Origin of the sequence: Glutamicibacter arilaitensis, from assembly GCF_044793945.1 — a bacterium.
Taxonomy (GTDB): Bacteria; Actinomycetota; Actinomycetes; order Actinomycetales; family Micrococcaceae; genus Glutamicibacter; species Glutamicibacter arilaitensis_B.
The window spans coordinates 2,780,645-2,801,261 of the sequence record NZ_CP084994.1; the positions used below are offsets into that span (position 1 = coordinate 2,780,645).

The window sequence follows — 20,617 nt, forward strand, 5'->3', positions numbered from 1 at the left end:
AATAGGGCTCTATGCCCTCGGTGCAGTTCGATTCTTTATGTTAGTTAGCCTATGGCCAATGTCGGCTAGCCGACACCCTTTCAGCCATGTCCGCGTGACGAAAATGATGAACTAACCACCGGTTTCCTGTCCGCGCTGAGCATAGCCAACCCCACAATTGCTTCTCGTGGGATTGAATAGGGGCATGACTTCTGCATCGACTACCGCCAGCGCGCCACTCGCAGCCAAGATTCCCACCATCCGCGAATTCCATGGGGACACTTTCACCGACGACTACGAGTGGTTGCGGGAAAAGACCAGCAAGCAAGTACTTGACCACCTGCATGCGGAGAATGCATACACCGATGCGGTCACCGCGGACCAGGAAAAATTGCGCCAGGAAATCTTCAATGAAATCAAGGCGCGCACCGTGGAAACCGATTTGTCGGTTCCCACGCGGCGACGCGGCTGGTGGTACTACACCCGAACCGTTGAAGGTAAGCCCTACACCATCCAGTGCCGGGTAAAGGCCGAGGACTCCGCCGATGCCCGCGCCGACTGGACGCCCCCGGTGATCGACCCCGTCGAAGAGCTGCCCGGTGAACAGGTCCTGCTCGACGGCAACGAACTGGCCGAAGGCCAATCGTTCTTTGCGCTCGGCGGCATGGCAATCAATGAGCCGAGCAACCTGCTGGCATATTGCATCGATACCCAGGGGGATGAACGCTTCACCCTGTACATCAAGGATCTGGAAACCGGGCAGCTGCTTCCGGACGTCATCGAGGGAGTGTTCTACGGACTTGCCTTCTCCCCCGACTCTTCCACCGTCTATTACCTGGTCGTTGACGATACGTGGCGCCCTTATCAGGTGCGCTCCCACGTGCTGGGCAGCGATCCAGCCAGCGATGCAGTAGTTTTCCAGGAAGATGACCCGGGCATGTGGCTCGGCTTCGACCTCAGTGCCAATCTCCAGCAGCTGCTGATTTCCAGCGGCAACTCCGAGTACGCGGAAACCAGCGTTTTGGATTTGAACGACAAAGAAGGACAAGTTCGCTTGCTCGTTCCACGCGAGCTGCGCCTGCTCCACGGGGTAGACCTGTTGCCCGGAGACGACGAACGCGCGTTGATCACCCACGATCATCAGGCGCCGAACAACATGGTGTCGCTGGTCGAGCTTGGACAGCTGGGGGCGGGCACCGATCCGGCAAGCTGGCGCACAGTGCTCGGGCACGAGTCGACGGTCAAGGTCGAGGGTACTGCGCTCACCGCCACGCATCTGGTGCTCTCGGTGCGTCGCGACACCTGCGAGCGCGTGCAGCTGATCCCGTTGGACGCGCTGGGCACCGAAGCCCAATTGCCGCTGATTGAACCGGCCTTCGATGAGGAGCTCTTCACCGCCGCAGCCACCTTCGCCAGCTTGGAAGCACCGCTGATCCGCATCGGATACACCTCAGATTTCACTCCGGCACGCGTCTATGACCTGTGGCTGGATGACAAGGAATTGGTGCTGCGCAAGCAGACGCCGGTAAATGACTATGACTCGGCGGATTACCTCTCGACCCGCGAATGGGCCACGGCCGCCGATGGCACCAAGATTCCGCTGACGGTGCTGCGCCGCGCGGATTTGGACACCTCGGTTCCAAATCCCGTGCTGATCTACGGCTACGGTTCTTACGAGGTGTCCATGGATCCGGGATTCGGTATTCCGCGTTTGAGCGTATTGGACCGCGGAGTGGTCTTCGTGATCGCCCATGTGCGCGGCGGCGGCGAGTTGGGCCGTGACTGGTACCTGCAGGGCAAGAAGCTCGCCAAGCAGAACACGTTCACGGACTTCGTCGATGCCACCTCGTACCTGATCGATTCGGGTTGGGCGGATCCGGCGCGCATCGCGGCCCTGGGCGGCTCGGCGGGCGGCTTGCTGATGGGTGCCATCGCCAACTTGGCGCCGCAGCTTTATACCGCGATCATCGCGCAAGTGCCATTCGTGGACCCGTTGACCTCGATCCTGGATCCGGAGTTGCCGCTCTCGGCCCTGGAATGGGAAGAATGGGGCAACCCGATCGAGGACAAGGAAGTCTATGACTACATGAAGGCTTACTCGCCCTACGAGAATGTTGCGGCCGTGGACTACCCGCGCATCGCGGCGGTGACTTCATTGAACGACACCCGCGTGTTGTATGTGGAGCCAGCCAAATGGGTGGCGAAGCTACGCGAAGTTGGTACCGGCAGCGAACCGATCTTGCTGAAGACCGAGATGGAAGGCGGCCACGGCGGTGCCTCGGGCCGCTACGAGGCATGGAAGAATCGCGCCTGGGATTATGCTTTTGCCCTCGATTCGCTGGGCAAAAACCCGGCTACGCAGAAGTAACCCACGAGGATATCTGAGCCTGAATCCACCGATCCGCCCGCAACCTTCGTTTGATTTAGATGGTTGTGGGCGGTTTCGTTTTTAGCCGCGAGGAATTCTCTGGCCTCGCTGTCGGCGATGTTCCACTGCAGGAAGCGCTTCTGGATCTGCGCGCACCCCTGCCGGAGCCCGCCGCCGGGCGGGGCAGCGCCGGATGATTATGGAATATAACCGGCTCAAGGAACCCTTGATTCTGCATGCTCATCAGCGTCTTTTTGTCTAAGCGACGCCGGTTCTCCACATAATTGTGACGTCCGCCATTAGACAGCGGGGCTTGAGATGGGTCACAATCTAGTATTACCTAATGATCGTTCGGTAACTAATTCGGCGGAGGCCCCTATGAGCGAAACCCAAATCGATAAGTCACTGCCCCACGCAATCTTGCACAATGACTATGCCACCCAGTGGATGGGTATTGAAGTGGTGGAAGTGAGCGACGGATTCGCAGTCATCACAATGACCCTTCGCCAGGAAATGCTCAACGGCTTCGGCATCGCCCATGGTGGGATGATCTTCTCCCTCGCCGATACCGCGTTTGCCTTGAGCTGCAATCCTCCCGAAGGCTCTGCGGATACCATCACAGTGGCCTCTGGCGCAGACATCAATTTCCTCAAGCCAGGGATTCCGGGACGGTTGCTGACCGCAACCGCTCAGCGCGTCTCGCAGCAAGGGCGCAGCGGAATTTACGACATCACGGTCACCCAGCCAGGCACCGATGGAGTGGTCGAGACTTTGGCCGAGTTTAGAGGTCGTTCCCGCACCGTCCCTAAGCCAAAAACCCGCTAAAACATTCAGTCACCACACGAAAGTATGAGCATGTCACAGCCAACTGACCGCGATAACTTGCCCAACCCACTGGATCCCGAAGAGACCATGAGCCGGGACCAGATCGAGTCGATTCAGCTCACTCGACTGAAGGAAACGCTGGACTACGCGTACACCAATGTTCCTTATTACAAGGACAAGTACGACGCGGCAGGCGTGCACCCCACGGATTTGAAGGAACTGGCAGATCTGAAGCTGTTCCCTTTCACCGAAAAAGAAGATCTGCGCAAGAGCTACCCCTTCGGCATGTTCGCCGTTCCGCAGCACCAGGTAGCTCGTATCCATGCTTCCTCAGGCACAACCGGCCGCGCCACCGTGGTGGGCTACACCCAGCAGGACCTGGATGATTGGGCCAAGATGGGTGCGCGTTGCTTGCGCCTCTCCGGGGTCAAGCCAGGCTGGAAGGTCCACAACGCCTACGGTTACGGATTGTTCACCGGCGGGATGGGCGCGCACGCAGCTGCCGAGCGCCTGGGCACTACCGTGATTCCGATGTCCGGCGGACAGACCGAGAAACAGATTACGCTGATCAAGGACTTCGAACCGGACGCGATCCTGTGCACCCCGACCTACCTGCTGACTATTGGCGATGCCATGCAGCGGGCAGGCTTGGACCCGCGCGACACCTCGCTGAAGGTCGCCGTATGCGGCGCCGAACCGTGGACCGAAGAGATGCGCCACGAGCTTGAAGAGATGTTCGGCATTGATGCCTGCGATATCTATGGCCTCTCGGAGGTCATGGGCCCTGGCGTGGCCGGCGAATCTGTCGAGCTCAAGGACGGCAGCCACATCTGGGAGGACCATTTCCGTCCCGAAATCGTGGATGCATTCGATGAAACCAAAGTTTTGGACGACGGTGAACATGGCGAACTGGTATTCACCTCGCTGACCAAGCAGGCACTGCCGATCATCCGCTACCGCACCCACGACCTGACCCGGCTCATGCCCGGCTCGGTCCGCCCCGGCCACCGCCGCATGGGCCGTATCACCGGACGCAGCGATGACATGATCATTCTGCGCGGTGTGAATCTCTTCCCAAGCCAGATCGAAGAGCTGATCCTGAAGCTGCCGGCGCTCTCGCCACACTTCCAGCTGGTGCTGACTCGTCCGGGCCGAATGGATCAGCTCGCGGTCAAGGTCGAGCGCCGCGCCGGCGCTTCGGCTGCGGAAGCAGCCAATGCGGCAAATGATCTGGCGAAGCTAATCAAAATCCATGTGGGATCCTCCTGCGCCATCGAGGTATTGGATCCGGAAACGCTCGAGCGCTCCATGGGCAAGCTCAAGCGCATCTACGACATGCGAGACAAATAAAGCCCACTTGTCGTGGGATAATCGAGGGATCATGAGACTTATCGAAAAAGCGAACACCCCCGTCAAAAGGGGACGCCCGGGCTACGACCAGGAGTCCGTACTGCGCATCGCAGTAGAGGCTTTTAACGAACACGGGTATGAAGCCACCTCGATGGGTAAGCTGGCGGATCGGCTGGGGATCAGCAAGTCCGCCATCTACCACCATGTTCCTTCGAAAGAGGACCTGCTCCGTTTGGCCCTTGATGAAGCGCTGATTCCCCTGGAAGCAGTCATCATTGAGCTGCGCGCCCATCAGGGCAGCGCCGATGAGCGACTGGATTTCTTCTTGCGCTCGACTTTCCGCATCCTGATCTCCAAGCGCAGCTACGTGACGTTGCTGCTGCGACTGCGTGGCAACACTGAGCTAGAACGGGCCGCGTTGGAACGTCGTCGTGCAATGGACCGCCAGCTCGCCGAGCTGGTGACCGCCGCACAGTCCGCAGGCAAGCTCCGAGAGGATCTCGATCCACGCGCCACCGCTCGTTTGCTCTTCGGTCTGATTAACTCCGTGGTTGACTGGTTCCGCGAAGATGGCCCGATCGATGCGAAAACCTTGGAAGATCAGGCGATCACTTTGCTCTTCGACGGGCTTCATTCCACCAGCGAATAAATTCACTAGCTTGGCTCCGAGGCCACCGCCGACAATGCGCGGCAGCCTCGGGGCCGAGCTTTTTATTACCTTCTCGTGCCCGGTCGATAATCGTCTTCACAGGATTCGGCGATAGCATCGTTAGGGTGCGTTTTGCGCCCACTCGATCATTTCCCAGTCAACCTAAGAAGCGTCGTGGAAGAACTTTTTTACACTCTTTTCTCCCAGCTGCCAGGCACCGATTCAGGCATGCAGGTCGCATTGTTCTCACTGAGCGCTTTGCTCTCGGTGGTCGCCTGTGCCTTGCTGGCACACCGCAACGATCTGGGCTGGTGGGCCCAAATTCTTGCGGTCTTCGCCGGCCCTCTGGTCATTTCCATGCAATACGACGCCCTGTTCTTGGTGTACGCGATCCCGGCGCTGCTCATCGGCGTCTTCGGCCTCTGGCGGTTCTCCAAGTACGAATTCCAGGGAAAGTTCACTCGGCTGGTGCTCCGCGCCCCGTTCGGGATCACCGCAATCATCTACGCGGTGATTGGTGTGGCGGTGCTGACCGCCTTGCATCTGGGTGAAATGCTGACCACCGGTTTCGCATTTACCGCCGGCACTGGAACCATCTGGGTTTCTTACCTCACCGAAGCCGTGGTCCTCATCTCCTTCGCGCTCGTCGCCTGCGGCGTACGGGCCGGGTGGCTGCTGATGGCTCTGGCCTCAGCCGTCTACGTGGCGACCCTGTTCGCAAACAACCCGGCCTTCGCTTTGCTGCTGGTCTGGGTGTTCATGTTCATCGCCTCGCTCTATGCGTGGTTCATGTGGCGCACGCTGCCGCGGCGGAATTCTGCGGATCTCTCCGTAGGAACAGTGGCCGCCGCAGACTAGCGTCCGGCTCCCGAAACGGCGAAAAGCAGTGGCTGCGGAATATTCTTCCGCAGCCACTGCTTTTTCATTGCCCTTCGATGAAGGCCTAGTCCTGCCAGTTGGCGTAGGTGGTGTCTTCCTTTTCCACCAGCGTCAGCACGTCGTAGGTCGCGACGATCTCATCGTTCTGGTTGTGCAGAATTGCATCCCAGGCGACCTCGCCGTACTCGTCGGTGACGCGCGGGGTGATCTTCTTAGCGGTCAACGTGACGCGCACCGAATCGCCGACGGCTACCGGAGTGATGAAACGCAAGTTCTCCAGGCCGTAGTTAGCCAAGACGGGTCCCGGAGCCGGTTCCACGAAAAGCCCGGCGGCCCAAGATACCAGCAGGTAGCCGTGCGCCACGGTGCCCGGGAAGAACGGGTTGGCTTCGGCGGCCTTCGGGTTCACGTGGGCGTAGAAGGTGTCACCGGTCTCGTTGGCGAATGCGGTGATTTCTTCTTGGCTGACTTGACGCAGGTCCGAGGCCAGTCCGTCGCCGATCTTCAGTTCCGCAAGTGACTTGCGGAACGGGTGGATGTTTCCGGCCTGGGCACCGAACTTCTCGCTGCCGGCAAGTTGCCGCGCGGCACCGGTGTGCCACACGCCGGTCAGCGCGGTGAGCATATTCGGGGAGCCCTGCACCGCGGTGCGCTGCATGTGGTGCATGACCGAGCGGATACCGCCCAGCTCCTCGCCGCCGCCTGCGCGGCCCGGGCCGCCGTGGACCAGGTGCGGAACCGGCGAGCCGTGGCCGGTGGTGCTCCGTGCGGTCTCGCGGTTCAGGATATGCACGCGCCCGTGGTGCGCTGCGATGCCTAGGGTCAGGTTGCGCATGATTTCCGGATCATTGGTGCAGACCGTGGCAACCAACGAACCCGAGCCCATGGCAGCAAGCTCGATGGCTTCATCCACAGAATCGTAGCCGATGACCGAGGACACCGGGCCGAAGGCCTCCCGCGAGTGCAGGATCGGGTTGCGGGCATCGTCCCAACGCAATACCAGCGGGGACATGAAAGCGCCGCCTTCGGCAATCGCGTCGCGTTCCGGGGCCACGCGTACCGCCGGGGCATCCAAGCGGCCAAAAGCCAGCTCGCCGCCGGCGTCAAGCATGTCTTGGACCGCGGCACGCACGTCGTGCAGCTGCTCGACGGAGGCGAGCGCGCCCATGGTGACACCCTCAACACGCGGGTCCCCGAGGACCACACGCTCATCGATGCGCTTGCCGATCGCGCTGATCACCGCGTCGACTTGGGCGGCCGGGACGATATTACGGCGGATAGCTGTGCACTTCTGTCCGGCCTTCGAGGTCATTTCGCCGACGACAGCCTTGACGAAGGCGTCGAATTCGGCGGTGCCCTCCACGGCATCCGGACCAAGAATTGCGGCGTTCAACGAGTCGGTTTCTGCGCTGAAGCGCACTCCCCCGTCGATCACGTTTGGATGGGACTTCAACCGGCTTGCGGTCGCGGCCGATCCGGTAAAGGAGAACATGTCGCGGTAATCGAGGTGATCCATCAGGTCGCGCGCGGAGCCCGAGATCAGCTGCAGCGAACCCTCGGGAAGGATGCCTGATTCGATGATCATCCGGACAGCCACTTCGGTCAGGTACCCGGTGGGAGTCGCCGGCTTCACGATAGTGGGCACCCCGGCGATGAAGGCTGGGGCGAACTTCTCAAGCATTCCCCAGACCGGGAAGTTGAAGGCATTGACCTGTACGACCACCCCGGACAGGGCGGTGTAGATGTGCGAGCCGAGGAAGGAGCCGTCCTTGCTCAGCGGTTCGGGATTGCCGTCGATGATGACGTTGCTGTTGGGAAGTTCGCGGCGTCCCTTGGAGGAGAAGGTGAACAGCACGCCGATGCCGCCGTCGATATCGACCATTGAGTCGATCTTCGTGGCGCCAGTCTTATAGGAGACCTCGTAGAGATCCTTGCGGCGCTCATTGAGGTACATGGCAAGTTCCTTGAGCTTCAAGGCACGCTCATGCAGGGAAAGCTTGGACAGTTCGCGCTGTCCTACGCCTCGGCCGTACGCGACGGCTCCTGCGACGTCTAGGCTTCCGCCGGTGACTGTGGTGAGCAGCTCGCCTGTGTTGGCGTCACGAACTTCGGTGCCACCCTGGGCTTCGGGGGTCTGCCATTGGCCGGCAATGAAACTTGGGACCACACCAATCTGGGATGTCGACATCGACACAATTCCTTCCTGAACGATCGGTCAGTAATACCATTAACAGTATCAGCAACCACGTGATCGACGACACTCAGGAGCCAAAACAATGGCAATTACGTCCTCAGCTACCCCCGCCTCGGAACCATGGACCATCGAGCTCGGCGCCCTTGACCGCAAAATGGGGGTCGAAATCCTCGAAGAGTCGGTGCAGAAGGTGGTAGCCCGCATGCCGGTCGAGGGAAACACCCAGTCCTTCGGCATCCTGCACGGAGGAGCCTCGCTCGCCGTAGGTGAAGCGGTGGGTTCCTGGGCCGCGGTGAAGTATGCCTCAACTTTCGGCAAGGTAGTGGTCGGGGTGGATGTCAACGCCACCCATCACCGCTCCGCCAGCGCGGGAATGATCTTCGTTACCGCCACACCGATCAAGCTGGGCAGGCGCATGACCAGCCACGAAGTGGTGATCAGCGATGAGCGCGAACGCCGAATCTGCACCATGCGCATTACCAACCTGGTCATCGATAAGCCGATGCCCTAGCCGGGATTTAGTGCTTTGCCCAGACCCCGAGTTCATTTCCGCTCGGATCGGCAAAGTGCAATCGGCGCCCGCCAGGGAACTCGTAGGGTTCTTGCAGTATCTTGCCGCCGGCGGCGGTAATCCCCTGTGCCGTCGCGTCCAGATCTTCGGAATACAACAGGACCAGCGGGCCTCCGGCTGCCCGCGGCGCCTCGGCGAGCGCAAGCCCGCCGACCTCTTCGCCATCCCCGGAATGCGAGCTGATCCCCGCATAGCTTGGCCCATAATCATTGAACTCCCAACCGAAGGCGCGCGCATAAAAGGCCTTGGCTTGCGCCAGGTCGGTGACGCTTAATTCGATGTAGTTGAACGCGTGATGACGTGGCTGAGGGCTCATGCGCCGAGCTTACCTCGGCTTCCGCGCAGTTGTCACGGCCTTGGCCGGCTCGCCAAGATCTGCAGCCGTTGCAGCACCGTTTCAGACATGCCGCAGGACGCCAGGAATTCTCGGGCGCTGCCCAACCATTCGAGGAATATCTCAAGTTCTTTAGCACGTTCGGCGATCGCTTGGCGCAATTCGGGGTCGCGCTGATGGGACTCGTAGGGGTGCTTGCGCGGGGAGACTCGGTGCCATTCGTTGATGCCGCGCACCGCGAGCTCATCCTGCTCAAGTATTTCATCGCGTCGCCCGGCAAGATCGAGCAAGAGCGTCGCGACAAGACCGGAGCGATCGCGTCCTGCGGAGCAGTGCACAACCGTGCCCCGCTCGGTTTCTGCGAGTGCTTCGAATACCGCTCGCAACTGCCCGCCGAACTCTTCGCAGACCAGCCGGTACATGCTGGTGTGATTCATATAAGGCACTGCAACCGCGTCAAAGCGCTCGTTGCCGGAGATTTCCAGCGGTAGCCGGAGGATCTGAACTCCTTCCAGAACTCCTTGATCAACGACCGGATCATGTTCACGTCGCCTGACTTCCGCAGAATTGCGCAGATCAATGACGCGTTCGATTCCATCCCGGTGCATCTGCTTCCAGCCGAGGTTAGTGAGCCATTCATGGCGGCCCATGCGATAGAACGCACCGGTGATCCACCGGGCATTGATGGACCCATCCCAGTTCACATCTTCGGGCAGTCGGCGGTAGTCGGGAGCATGGCTCATGGAATCCATTGCATCACATCTACTGGTTCCTGTAGAGTTCTAGTCATTGGTAAATGCCAATTAGTCTGTCTTGAAGGAGGGGTAACGATGAATGTCTTCTACCCGCATGCGTTAACACCCCTACTTCTCAAGGACTTACAGTGTCTTCTTACCCCGGAAAATTCGCTAATTTAGACGATTCCGAACCCCAGCTTCGCACCCGACGGAAAACAACTATTTGGGACGAAACATCTACCGATGAGCTAGCCCCGGACGAGCGCTACTCCAGCTGGCCCTTTATCGAAAAATCCTGTCGCGGCCCCAAGCCATACCCCGCGTGGTTAATCGAGGACGCCGCGGCGATCGATCTCGAACTTGGCGTGCTGAAAACAGGCAAGGAAGGCGATGTCTTCCTGATCGAACGCGCCACGCCGCAGCGCAGCGTCCTGCTTGCGGCTAAACGATATCGCAAGCGTGAGCAACTGCAATTCAGCCGTTCGCAGTCCTATAGCGAGGGGCGAGCCGCGCGCCGCTCGCGTGATAATCGTGCCATCGACAACAACTCCACCTATGGGCGCGAAATCGCCGCCCTGCAATGGGCCAGTGCCGAATGGACGTATTTGCGCCGCTGTCATTCCGCTGGAATCCCGGTCCCCTACCCGGTGCAGATCGAGGGAACCGAGATCCTGATGGAGTTCATCGCGGATCCGGAACGGCCCGGAGTCGCCGCTCCGCGGCTCCATCAGCTGCCACGCAATGATCCGCGGCTTCCCCTGCTCTGGGATCAGCTGGCCGAGACCATGGAGAAATTCGCGGCCATGGGGATCGCCCATGGGGATTTGTCGGCATACAACCTACTTGTCGCCGGCGACCGTCTAGTGGTAATCGATGTACCCCAATGCGTGGATCTGGCCGGGAATATGCACGGACTGGATTTCTTGCATCGCGACTGCGTGAACATGTGTGATTGGTTCACCTCGAAAGGCCTCGCACGGGACGCCGACGCGTTATTCACTTCCTTGCTTGCCAGCATGTTCGCCTAACCTGACTGCAGCGATACCCGACTTGCGCCAACCCCGAGCGGCAGGTTCAAGCCGAGTATCGCTGCACGCAGGGCGGCTAGATTCGAGCCGATTCCACCGGAATCCACAGTTGGCCCCGGCCGCTGTTGCCATCGGCGTCTGGCTGAATACTGAGCAGCTCAGGACCGGGAACCCAACGATAGGGATTAGCCGGGAACCATTCGGTGGCCGCGTCCGCCCAGAGGTGTTGGAGAACGTCCGGGAATTTCCCTTCGGCCTCAAAGACAACCCAAGTGCCGGCGCGGACCTCCAAAGTTTCGAAGCCCTGCGGGGCTTCGAGACTGGTGGCTACGGCTTGCCAGTAATCAAGTTGCGACCCTTCGGCCCGTGATTCTTCGATGTTGATCGACGCCGAAACCATTCCCGGAAGTCCGGGGTCTGCCAACTGGCGCAATCGAACCATCTGTTCCGGAACAAGATTCCTCTGAAACTCTATGATGTGCGGATTCGGCCCCTCATGGATCAGCGGTACACGGGTGGTAAACCCGACTAGCCGGAACTCGCCCAACTCTTCAATGCGGTGCTTCATTTCATGGCTCCCTTCAATGCGTATATGAATCCTCAAACGAGGTTGGGAGTGGAGCACTGCGCCAGGTCGACGAGCTTGACTTGGCGTCAGACCATGCAGGGCCTTGAACGCTCGATTAAAAGCCTCACCCGAGCCGTATCCGTAGCGGACGGCAACGTTCAGAACAGAATCGCCGGCAACGATCTCTGCGGTCGCAGCGGTCAGCCGACGCCGGCGAATATATTCGGATATTGGCAGACCCGCGAGCGAAGCGAACATTCTTCGAAAATGATATTCCGAGGTCAGCGCCGTGCGAGCAAGCCCCATCACGTCAACTGGTTGGGTAAGGTCTTCCTCGATGGCTTCAATAGCTTCATTCCACTGGTGCATGTTTACCCCTTCTCCCACTATTGAACTCTAGGAAGAATCGTATGTCGCGCACCCGATAATTGATGCCATAAAAAGTCAGCCCACCCGAGTGGAAATTACCCTATGCAAGTGGGCTGGCAGGGAAATTCACCTAGCGCAAATCAGCCCGCCAGGAAGGGTGCTTTGCCGTTCCTAGCGGGCTGTAGAAGCTATGAGTGATTACCAGCTGTAGAAACCTTGGCCGGCCTTTCGACCAAGCTTTCCTTCGGCCACCAGGTCCTTCAGAATCTGTGGTGGAGCAAAACGATCACCCAGGGTCTCGTGGAGGTATTCAGCAATCCCCAGACGCACGTCGAGTCCGACGATATCGGTTGTCTTCAACGGTCCTGTTGGGTGCTTGTATCCGAGGACCATTGCATTATCGATGTCTTCGGCGCTGGCCACCCCTTCTTCGACCATGCGCATGGCTTCCAGCGCGATGGCCACGCCAAGGCGCGAGGAAGCGAACCCCGGTGCATCGTTGACCACTACGGCGGTCTTCCCCAGCGCCGCTACCCAGCCGCGCGAAGCCGGCACAAGTTCTTGCGCAGTCTGCTTGCCGATCACGACCTCGATCAGCGTGGAGGCTGGTACCGGGTTGAAGAAGTGCAGACCCAAGAAGTTTGCCGGGCGTTGCAGCTTTTCGGCCATACCGGTCACAGACAACGAGGAGGTATTCGAGGCAAGAATAGCTTCCGGGGCGAGCACGGCCTCCACCGCCTGCAGCGAGGAGATCTTCAGCTCCCAGATTTCGGGAACGGCTTCGATGACCAGACCGGCGGCGGCGAAGTCTGCATAGTCGGTGCTGGTTGAAAAGCGCGCCAGAAGTTCATCTCGCGATTCTGCGACAGCACCACGGGCGAGCGACTTATCAACCGAATCCGCAACGCGCGCGTAGGCCGCGTCGGCTGATTCCCGGTCGCGTTCGACCACGGTGACCGTGGCGCCACTGGTCAAGAACGCGTGGGCGATACCTGCACCCATGCGGCCGCCGCCAAGGACGCCGACGATTGCTGGCAGATTACTTGCTACAGGGTCATTGCTCATATGCTTATTTCTTCTTTCGATCAAGGAATGTCTGCATCCGGTCAAACTTTGCCTGTGACTCAAAAAGCATGCCCTGAGCCAGCGTATCGATCACCGGGTGTGCCTCGCGTGGAGCGTGGAATACCGATTTGGTGATGCGTATCGCCAGCGGATCCTGGGCCCCGATGCGATCAGCCAAAGCTTCGGCGGCAGCATCCAGTTCACCCGAGGCGTGCAATTCGGTAATCAGTCCGACCCTCAGGCATTCGGCGCCGGTGAGCACCTTGCCAGCCAGCAGAATTTCCTTCGCCACCGGCTCCCCCACCAATTCCTTCAGGCGCCAGGTCGCGCCGGCGGCGGCCATGATGCCCAGGTTGGTCTCCGGATTTCCCATGCGCAGGTCTTCGGTACCGATACGGAAGTCGGCGGCGTAGGCCAGTTCGGCGCCGCCTCCTAGTGCATAGCCATCAAGTGCCGCGATCACCGGCATCGGCAATTTGGCAATCCGATCGAAGATGCTTGAATTGATCCCGGCGAGCGCATCCTCGCGTCGGCGTTCGCGAAGTTGGGCAATGTCCGCTCCGGAGGCGAAGATCCCCTTGGAGCCCTTGGGCTTTTGAGCGCTAGGTTCCTGACCGGGGCTGCCCGCCAGGATGAGGGTCTTAGGTTCGCGTTCCAGGTAGCTGCACACCATGTGCAGTTCATCGACCATCTTCTGGTCGATCGCGTTGCGGACTTCGGGTCGGTGCAGTCGCACCCAGAGCCGGTCTGCCGTTTCTGAGATCTTCAGCGTACTGAAATCTGCGGAGTCAAGGCTCATCCTCAGACGCCTTCCACCAGCAGTGCGGCGCCTTGGCCGACGCCAACGCACATGGTGGCTACGCCTAGTTTCCGCCCTGCACCGCTCAGCTCGCGTTCCATCCGGCCGAGCAAGGTGATCGCGATGCGTGAACCACTGGATCCCAGCGGGTGTCCCAGTGCGATCGCGCCGCCATCGCGGTTGACGATGCTCGGGTCTACCCCCAGCTCGCGCATGCTCGCCAACGACTGGGAAGCGAAGGCTTCGTTGATTTCCATGGCACCGAGATCCCCGATGGATAGCCCGGCCCGCTCCAGCACCTTGTTCGTGGCCGGGACCGGTCCCATGCCCATGATCTCCGGCGCCAGGCCCGCTGCTTGACCGTCGATGATCCGTGCGCGCGGCTTCAGGCCGAAACGTTCGATGGCCCGTTCGGAAACGACGAGGATCGCCGAGGCGCCGTCGTTGAGCGTGGACGCGTTTCCGGCGGTGACGACCGAGCCTCCTTTGACCACCGGACGCAGTCCGGCAAGGACTTCCATGGTGGTGCCAGGGCGTGGGCCTTCGTCGGTGTCCACAATGTGCTCACCCTTGCGGGTCTTCACCTTCACGGGAACGATCTCATCTTTAAAGCGGCCCGCTGCGATCGCGTCCAGGGCCTTGGCGTGGGAATCCACCGCGAACTGGTCTGCGTCCTCACGGGAGATGTTGTAGACCCGAGCGACTTCTTCAGCGGTTTCCGGCATCGAGAAGGTTGCTTTGCCCTCGCGGGAGAGCTCACCGGAAAGAAAGTTCGGGTTGGTGAAGCGCCAGCCTATCGAGGTATCAAAGACGGCTCCCGGTTTAGCGAAGGCCTTATCAGGCTTTTCCATAACCCAAGGGGCACGGGACATGGATTCCACACCACCGGCTACGACGATATCTGCCGCACCTGACTTCACCATGTGGCTTGCCATGGTGATTGCGCTCATGCCCGAGGCGCACAGCCGGTTGACCGTGATGCCCGGGACGCTGTCGGGAAAACCTGCAAGCAGCCAGGCCATGCGGGCCACGTTGCGGTTCTCTTCACCGGCGCCGTTGGCATTGCCGAAGATCACTTCTTCAACCGCGGCCGGATCGATTCCGGCGTCTTCTACGAGCTGGCGAATGGTGATAGCTGCCAGATCATCCGGGCGGACTGCGCTTAACGCGCCGCCGTAACGACCAACAGGGGTGCGCGTTCCGCCCACCAAGAATGCCTCAGCCATGAATACTCCTTCGTACTCCGGTCTCACATCCAGCACGCGTCGCGCGAGCTGCATCTGACCCAGATAGATATTGATGCCAGCAGAGTGATCCCCACCACGCAAACTTACCGACCATTCGTTCACTAATAGAATCACAGATATGCTCACCCAGCGTCAAGAAAGCTACGCCCAAAGCTCGGATTTGCCTACCGCCCTGCCTGAAATTCCTTCCACCAAATATAGGCGATACGAAAAATATCCATGTCAAAGCTTGATACTTAAATAGCGCTCGCGTAATCTTTGGTAACTGACCGACTCTGGACCTATCCCCAGATCGTGGACCGCACCCAAGGCCATGTAGTTCGGAAGGCTTTGGGCATCCGGTCGACGGAAAGCTGAAGAGTAACGGAGCATTTATGCCACCGGAAAACAGCCACCCAAAAATTAATCCAAGTACCGAACATTTCGCCCCGGATCTGAGCCACGACATTGGCCCCGATATGGATACCGCCGCAGGACGCAGCGAAGTACGCAAAGCCACCGCAGCTTCGGCAATGGGCAATATGACCGAGTGGTTCGACTATGGCGTCTACGCGGTAGCCGTCACCTATATCACCGCGCATTTCTTCCCCACCGAGGGCGGAACGCTGATGGCACTTGCCACGTTCGCGCTCTCCTTCCTAGTTCGCCCGATTGGCGGTCTGGTGTGGGGGCCGCTGGGCGACAAGCTCGGACGCAAGAAAATCTTGGCACTGACAATCATCATGATGTCGCTGGCGACGTTCATGATCGGCGTCTTGCCCACCTATGCAACTATCGGTGTCGCCGCGCCAGTGCTGCTGATACTGCTGCGCATGGTCCAGGGCTTCTCCACCGGCGGCGAGTACGGTGGCGCGGCGACCTTCATGGCCGAATACGCCCCCGACAAAAAGCGCGGCTACTTCGGCTCATTCCTGGAGTTCGGCACCTTAGGCGGATTCGCGCTGGGTACCGCAGTGATGCTCTCCTTGCAGGTGATGCTCGGCGAGCAGGCCATGATGGACTTCGGTTGGCGCATCCCGTTCTTCATGGCCCTGCCCATGGGCCTCATTGGCCTGTACCTGCGTAGCAAACTCGAAGACACCCCCGTCTTCCAAGAAATGGAAGCGGCCGGAGAAACCCAAGAAGGCGGAACCCTCAGGGCGCTCATCAGCTCCTACTGGCGCCCCATGCTGGTCATGAGCGGGCTGGTCATCGCCTTGAACGTTGTGAACTACACGCTGCTGAGCTATATGCCGACCTACTTGGAAACCCAAATCGGTTTGGCACCCAGCGCCTCGCTTGCAACGATTTTGATCGGCGAGGTCGCAATGATGGCAGTGATCCCGTTTGCCGGTTCGCTCTCGGATAGGATCGGCCGAAAACCCATGTGGAAAATCTCTGTGATCGGGCTGTTCGTTCTCGCCCTCCCCATGTTCTGGCTTATGGGACAGAGCTTCATGTGGGCGATCGTCGGGTTCGCAGTCCTCGGTTTGCTGTACATCCCGCAGCTAGCAACGATTACCGCGACCTTCCCCGCAATGTTCCCTTCCCACGTCCGATTCGCCGGTTTTGCCATTACCTACAACGTGGCTACCGCGGTCTTTGGTGGCACCGCTGCCATAGTCAACGAGGCGGCCATCGACGCTTCGGGGTTCTTGCTGTTCCCTGCTGTCTACATGATGATCGCCTGTGTGATCGGAATGGTTGCCATCAAGTTCATGCCGGAGACCGCAGGCGCTTCACTGCGCGGCACCGATATCCCCGACGCACTGGACACAGGTATTTTGTCCACCGTGTCAGCCGATGATCCAAAGTCCAAACAAAGCTAGGCATTCGACGCAAAACACTCAGGGGATTGGTTCGCGCCAGATGGCGGGAACCAATCCCCTGAGTGTTATCGAAGATCTTTAGCGATCAGCGGTCACTTTGGCTTTCTGGCCAACGAATTTCCAACCGACGAAGAGGACTATCGCGAACAGTGGGATAGCAGCGATCGTGTACAAGCCTATGTGGAATACCTCGCCGTTCTCTCCGGTCAAGGTATCGAAGGAGATCAGTGCGGTAATGATCAGCAAGGAACCTAGCCCGATCCAACTGGTGACCGGTGCTCCGGGCATGAGGAGTTTGGATACCTTGCCCTTTTTCTTGCGCAGCATCAATTGGCAGGCGAAGATCGTAGCCCACGTGAACAGCACACCGATCGATGCGGTATTCAACGCGAGATCGAAAGCGAAGGTGCCCCCAAGCCACACGTTGAGCAGCACTCCCAGCAGGTAGACAGCGCCAACGGTGAAGATACCGGCCGAAGGAACAAAGCGCTTGTTCATCTTGGACAGCCAAGCTGGCGCATGGCCGTTGCCGCTCATCGTGCGCAAGATCCGGCCGATGGAATACAAGCCAGAATTGCAGGAGGAAAGCGCCGCGGTGATCACTACAAGGTTCATGACCGAACCGATCCAGGCAAGCCCCATCTTGTCGAAAACTGTGACGAACGGGCTAACTCCGGACTCATATTCATGCCAAGGCAAGATCATGGCGAGCAAGCTGACGCTGCCAATGTAGAAAACGAGAATTCTGAAGACGACGGCGCGAATAGCCGAAGGAACTTCCTTCTCTGGATTCTCCATCTCGCCCGCGGCGATACCCACCAGCTCGATCGCGTTGTATGCAAAGATCACGGAGTTCAGCACCAGGATCGAGACGAAGAAACCACGCGGGAACATGCCGCCCTCGCCGTTTTCATTGCCGATAAAGAGATTCGACACCGAGGCCGTGTGCTCCCCGATCTGCGCGTTGGTCACCACCATGTAGGTACCTACTGCGAGGAACAAAATGATCGCCGTGACCTTGATGAAAGCTGCCCAAAATTCGAATTCGGCGAATGCTTTGGCGCTAAACAAATTAATTGCCACAAGCATCGCCAGCGCACAGAGCGCTGAGGCTGCGACGGGTAGATTCGGGAAGAAATACTGGAAATACAGGCCGATGGCAACCAACTCAGCGATTCCGGTCATCACCCAGTTCAAAACGTACATCCAGCCCGAGACGAAAGCGCCCTTGGGGCCAAACAACTCGCCTGCATAGGAGACAAAGGAACCCGAGGTTTGGCGGTACATGATCAGTTCGCCCAACGCCCGCATCAGCAGATAGGCGATGCCCCCAGCTAGCGCGTAGGAGAAAATCAAGGCCGGTCCGGTGGTTGCCAACCGGCCGCCAGAACCCATGAACAGTCCAACACCTATGGCACCGCCAATGGCAATCATTTGCACATGTCGACGACCGAGCGTTTTCTTGTAGCCTTCGGAGCTGATCTCAGCTTCTTTAGTGCCCGGATTATGGTGGCTAGATGACACTTACTCACTCCTGAAATACATACGACCTTGGCTTGCCCACGGCGACTGCCTGGCTCAAGGCTCCGAGGAAAATTTACTCCCTTTAGCCCATAAAGCACGAATCATTGACATGACACATTCTCTTCAAGACGGTCGATTGCGCGCACCTACGCCGACTTCACCCGCCGTTCGACTAGCATTTAGAGGGTGAGTAGCCAGAATAATTCAGCCCTGCCAGAAAAGGTCTCCGACATTTTCGATCCCGTGCGTTGGCGCGTTGTCGAAGGTTTCGATTTCACCGATATCACCTATCACCGCCAGGTGGAGCGCGACGCGAACGGCGAGATTGTCCGCGACCTGCCGACGGTGCGCATTGCCTTTGACCGTCCCGAGGTACGCAACGCGTTCCGCCCGCACACGGTAGATGAGCTTTACCGTGCAATGGATCATGCGCGCATGACCAGCAACGTGGCCACCGTATTGCTCACCGGCAATGGTCCTTCGGCCAAGGATGGCGGACATGCCTTCTGCTCCGGTGGCGACCAGCGAATTCGCGGCCGTGACGGCTACCGCTACGCCGAGGGCGAGACCGGCGAATCGATCGATCCAGCGCGCGCCGGCCGACTGCACATCCTTGAGGTGCAGCGCCTGATGCGCACCATGCCGAAGGTTGTGGTCTGCGTGGTCAACGGATGGGCTGCCGGTGGCGGCCACTCCCTGCACGTGGTCTCGGACCTGAGCATCGCTTCGAGGGAGCATGGCAAGTTCAAGCAGACCGACGCCACGGTGGGTTCCTTTGACGCCGGTTATGGTTCGGCGTTGCTTGCCCGACAGGTCGGTCAGAAGACCGCGCGTGAAATCTTCTTCTTGGCTCGTGAATACTCCGCCGATGACATGGTGCGCATGGGCGCGGTCAACGAATCGGTCGAGCACGCCAGGCTCGAAGAGGTCGCGCTGGAGTATGCCGCAGATATTGCCAAGCAGTCTCCCCAGGCCATCCGCATGTTGAAGTTTGCATTCAACCTGGCAGATGACGGTCTGGCAGGCCAGCAGGTCTTTGCCGGGGAAGCAACCCGCATGGCGTACATGACAGATGAAGCCGTAGAAGGCCGTGATGCTTTCCTAGGCAAGCGCGACCCCGACTGGTCTAACCACCCGTACTATTTCTAAGCCACGGAGGATTCGCTGAGTATGCAGGCGCCCCACCATAATCTCATGCAGGCCTTGGCCGCCAACGCCAACGACTCCGGTCCGGCCTTGGAAGTCCTCGCGGACCCCTCGGCTCCCGGCGGCTTGCAGGTCAACTACCTGCGCCCGGAAGAGCTTCCGGGGTTTGCGGAGACCATGGTGGTGGTGCGCACCTCCGGATCCACCGGGAGGGCCAAGCGCACGGTGCTCAGCGTCTCGGCGATGGCAGCCAGCGCACAGGCTACGGCCGAGTACCTCGGATTCGAGGGACAATGGCTCCTTGCCTTGCCGGTGCACTATGTCGCTGGCCTCAGCGTGCTGACCCGATCCCTTTTTGCCGGGACCAAACCGGTCGGCATGGATCTTGAGGGAAGCTTCTCTGCCGAGAAGTTCACCACCGCGGCCGAAGAAATGGTCGATGCCCACCGGCTGACTTCCTTGGTACCCACCCAATTGGCACGGCTCCTGGATAATCCAGAACCACGCACCCTAGCCGCGCTGAAGCGTTTTGACGCCATCTTGCTCGGCGGAGCTCGGGCCAGCAAGGACCTGTTACAGAGCTCGCGGCACCTTGGACTGAAAATCTTCCAAACCTACGGTTCTTCGGAGACTTCAGGCGGTCTGGTCTACAACGGAACCGCCTTGCCGGGGGTGAAACTGGCCGAACGGGAGGGACGCATTCTGGTCTCCGGCCCCATGCTTGCCGACGGCTACGCGAATAATCCAGAGGCCACCGCCGAACACTTTGTCATCCATGAAGGCTCACGCTGGTACCTCACCGATGATTTAGGCAGCGTGGACGGGAATCGGCTGAATATCGCCGGGCGTATCGACGATGTGATTAATACCGGTGGCGTAAAACTGTCTGCCGGGAAAATTGAAGGCCTCCTCGAAGAGTTCTTCAGCCAGAGCCTGGTCCTGCCGGTACCCGACGCGCAATGGGGCCAAAGCGTAGGTTTAGCCTATTCAGGGCCTACAAATACGCAGGATGCTTTCGAAGCCGTACGCCAAACTATTGGAGCCGAGGCCGTTCCCAAACGGATCCGCCACTACCCTTCCGGGCTTCCCCTGCTGCCCAACGGAAAGTTTGATCGACGCAGAATCCTCGATGAGTTGCGCCTCAACGACTGATCCGATTCGCCTTGCCCGAAGTTTC

18 protein-coding genes are annotated in these 20,617 nt (G+C 59.4%); 10 read left to right on the forward strand and 8 right to left on the reverse strand.

From position 1 onward, the window contains the following. The first annotated feature begins 184 nt into the window (after positions 1–184). The 5 genes from LG294_RS13105 to LG294_RS13125 all read left to right on the forward strand — a co-directional run bounded on the left by LG294_RS13105 (position 185) and on the right by LG294_RS13125 (position 6,029). Positions 185–2,347: a S9 family peptidase gene (locus tag LG294_RS13105; protein WP_404286387.1), complete on the forward strand. Its 2,163-nt coding sequence runs from the start codon at positions 185–187 to the stop codon at positions 2,345–2,347. A gap of 378 nt (positions 2,348–2,725) precedes the next feature. After that, positions 2,726–3,172: a hydroxyphenylacetyl-CoA thioesterase PaaI gene (gene paaI, locus LG294_RS13110; protein ID WP_404286389.1), complete on the forward strand. Its 447-nt coding sequence runs from the start codon at positions 2,726–2,728 to the stop codon at positions 3,170–3,172. A 30-nt stretch (positions 3,173–3,202) separates the two neighbouring features. Next, positions 3,203–4,522, forward strand: a complete 1,320-nt coding sequence (locus LG294_RS13115) for a phenylacetate--CoA ligase family protein (protein ID WP_404286391.1) — start codon at positions 3,203–3,205, stop codon at positions 4,520–4,522. 31 nt (positions 4,523–4,553) lie between these two features. Further along, positions 4,554–5,171: a TetR/AcrR family transcriptional regulator gene (locus tag LG294_RS13120; protein WP_404286393.1), complete on the forward strand. Its 618-nt coding sequence runs from the start codon at positions 4,554–4,556 to the stop codon at positions 5,169–5,171. Between the two features lie 174 nt (positions 5,172–5,345). Beyond that, entirely contained in the window at positions 5,346–6,029 is a 684-nt protein-coding gene (locus LG294_RS13125; protein WP_404286394.1) for a hypothetical protein, read from the forward strand. An 85-nt stretch (positions 6,030–6,114) separates the two neighbouring features. On the opposite strand, the gene paaZ is transcribed toward LG294_RS13125, so the two are convergent. Next, positions 6,115–8,238 (reverse strand): phenylacetic acid degradation bifunctional protein PaaZ, encoded by a 2,124-nt coding sequence (paaZ, locus tag LG294_RS13130; protein WP_404286396.1) that lies wholly within the window; start codon positions 8,236–8,238, stop codon positions 6,115–6,117. 88 nt (positions 8,239–8,326) lie between these two features. Here paaZ and LG294_RS13135 point away from each other — a divergent pair, with 88 nt between their 5' ends. Then, positions 8,327–8,755, forward strand: coding sequence for a hotdog fold thioesterase (locus LG294_RS13135; protein ID WP_404286398.1), 429 nt, complete (start codon positions 8,327–8,329; stop codon positions 8,753–8,755). 7 nt (positions 8,756–8,762) lie between these two features. On the opposite strand, the gene LG294_RS13140 is transcribed toward LG294_RS13135, so the two are convergent. Beyond that, positions 8,763–9,131, reverse strand: coding sequence for a VOC family protein (locus tag LG294_RS13140; protein WP_404286400.1), 369 nt, complete (start codon positions 9,129–9,131; stop codon positions 8,763–8,765). Between the two features lie 32 nt (positions 9,132–9,163). Beyond that, the gene (locus tag LG294_RS13145; protein WP_404286401.1) at positions 9,164–9,892 is read right to left on the reverse strand and encodes a tyrosine-protein phosphatase; all 729 of its coding nucleotides are present in this window, start codon (positions 9,890–9,892) and stop codon (positions 9,164–9,166) included. Between the two features lie 140 nt (positions 9,893–10,032). Between LG294_RS13145 and LG294_RS13150 the strand changes: the two genes are divergently transcribed. Further along, positions 10,033–10,914 (forward strand): serine protein kinase RIO, encoded by an 882-nt coding sequence (locus tag LG294_RS13150; protein WP_404286403.1) that lies wholly within the window; start codon positions 10,033–10,035, stop codon positions 10,912–10,914. A gap of 76 nt (positions 10,915–10,990) precedes the next feature. On the opposite strand, the gene LG294_RS13155 is transcribed toward LG294_RS13150, so the two are convergent. The 4 genes from LG294_RS13155 to LG294_RS13170 all read right to left on the reverse strand — a co-directional run bounded on the left by LG294_RS13155 (position 10,991) and on the right by LG294_RS13170 (position 14,941). Continuing rightward, positions 10,991–11,851: a helix-turn-helix domain-containing protein gene (locus tag LG294_RS13155; RefSeq protein ID WP_404286405.1), complete on the reverse strand. Its 861-nt coding sequence runs from the start codon at positions 11,849–11,851 to the stop codon at positions 10,991–10,993. Between the two features lie 198 nt (positions 11,852–12,049). After that, on the reverse strand, positions 12,050–12,916 hold the full coding sequence (locus LG294_RS13160) for a 3-hydroxyacyl-CoA dehydrogenase family protein (RefSeq protein WP_404286407.1): 867 nt from the start codon (positions 12,914–12,916) through the stop codon (positions 12,050–12,052). Positions 12,917–12,920: 4 nt separating this feature from the next. Then, entirely contained in the window at positions 12,921–13,715 is a 795-nt protein-coding gene (locus LG294_RS13165; protein ID WP_404286409.1) for an enoyl-CoA hydratase/isomerase family protein, read from the reverse strand. Between the two features lie 2 nt (positions 13,716–13,717). Next, entirely contained in the window at positions 13,718–14,941 is a 1,224-nt protein-coding gene (locus LG294_RS13170; protein ID WP_404286411.1) for a thiolase family protein, read from the reverse strand. Positions 14,942–15,336: 395 nt separating this feature from the next. On the opposite strand from LG294_RS13170, the gene LG294_RS13175 reads away from it, so the two are divergent. Beyond that, positions 15,337–16,770, forward strand: coding sequence for an MFS transporter (locus LG294_RS13175; RefSeq protein ID WP_404286413.1), 1,434 nt, complete (start codon positions 15,337–15,339; stop codon positions 16,768–16,770). A 78-nt stretch (positions 16,771–16,848) separates the two neighbouring features. On the opposite strand, the gene LG294_RS13180 is transcribed toward LG294_RS13175, so the two are convergent. Then, positions 16,849–18,294, reverse strand: coding sequence for an amino acid permease (locus LG294_RS13180; protein WP_404286415.1), 1,446 nt, complete (start codon positions 18,292–18,294; stop codon positions 16,849–16,851). Between the two features lie 186 nt (positions 18,295–18,480). Between LG294_RS13180 and LG294_RS13185 the strand changes: the two genes are divergently transcribed. Both LG294_RS13185 and LG294_RS13190 read left to right on the forward strand, forming a co-directional pair. Then, positions 18,481–19,443 carry a 1,4-dihydroxy-2-naphthoyl-CoA synthase gene (locus tag LG294_RS13185; protein ID WP_404286416.1) on the forward strand — a complete coding sequence of 321 codons (963 nt, stop codon included), beginning with the start codon at positions 18,481–18,483 and terminating at the stop codon, positions 19,441–19,443. A 21-nt stretch (positions 19,444–19,464) separates the two neighbouring features. Next, entirely contained in the window at positions 19,465–20,592 is a 1,128-nt protein-coding gene (locus tag LG294_RS13190; protein ID WP_404286418.1) for an AMP-binding protein, read from the forward strand. The last annotated feature ends 25 nt before the right edge of the window (positions 20,593–20,617 follow it).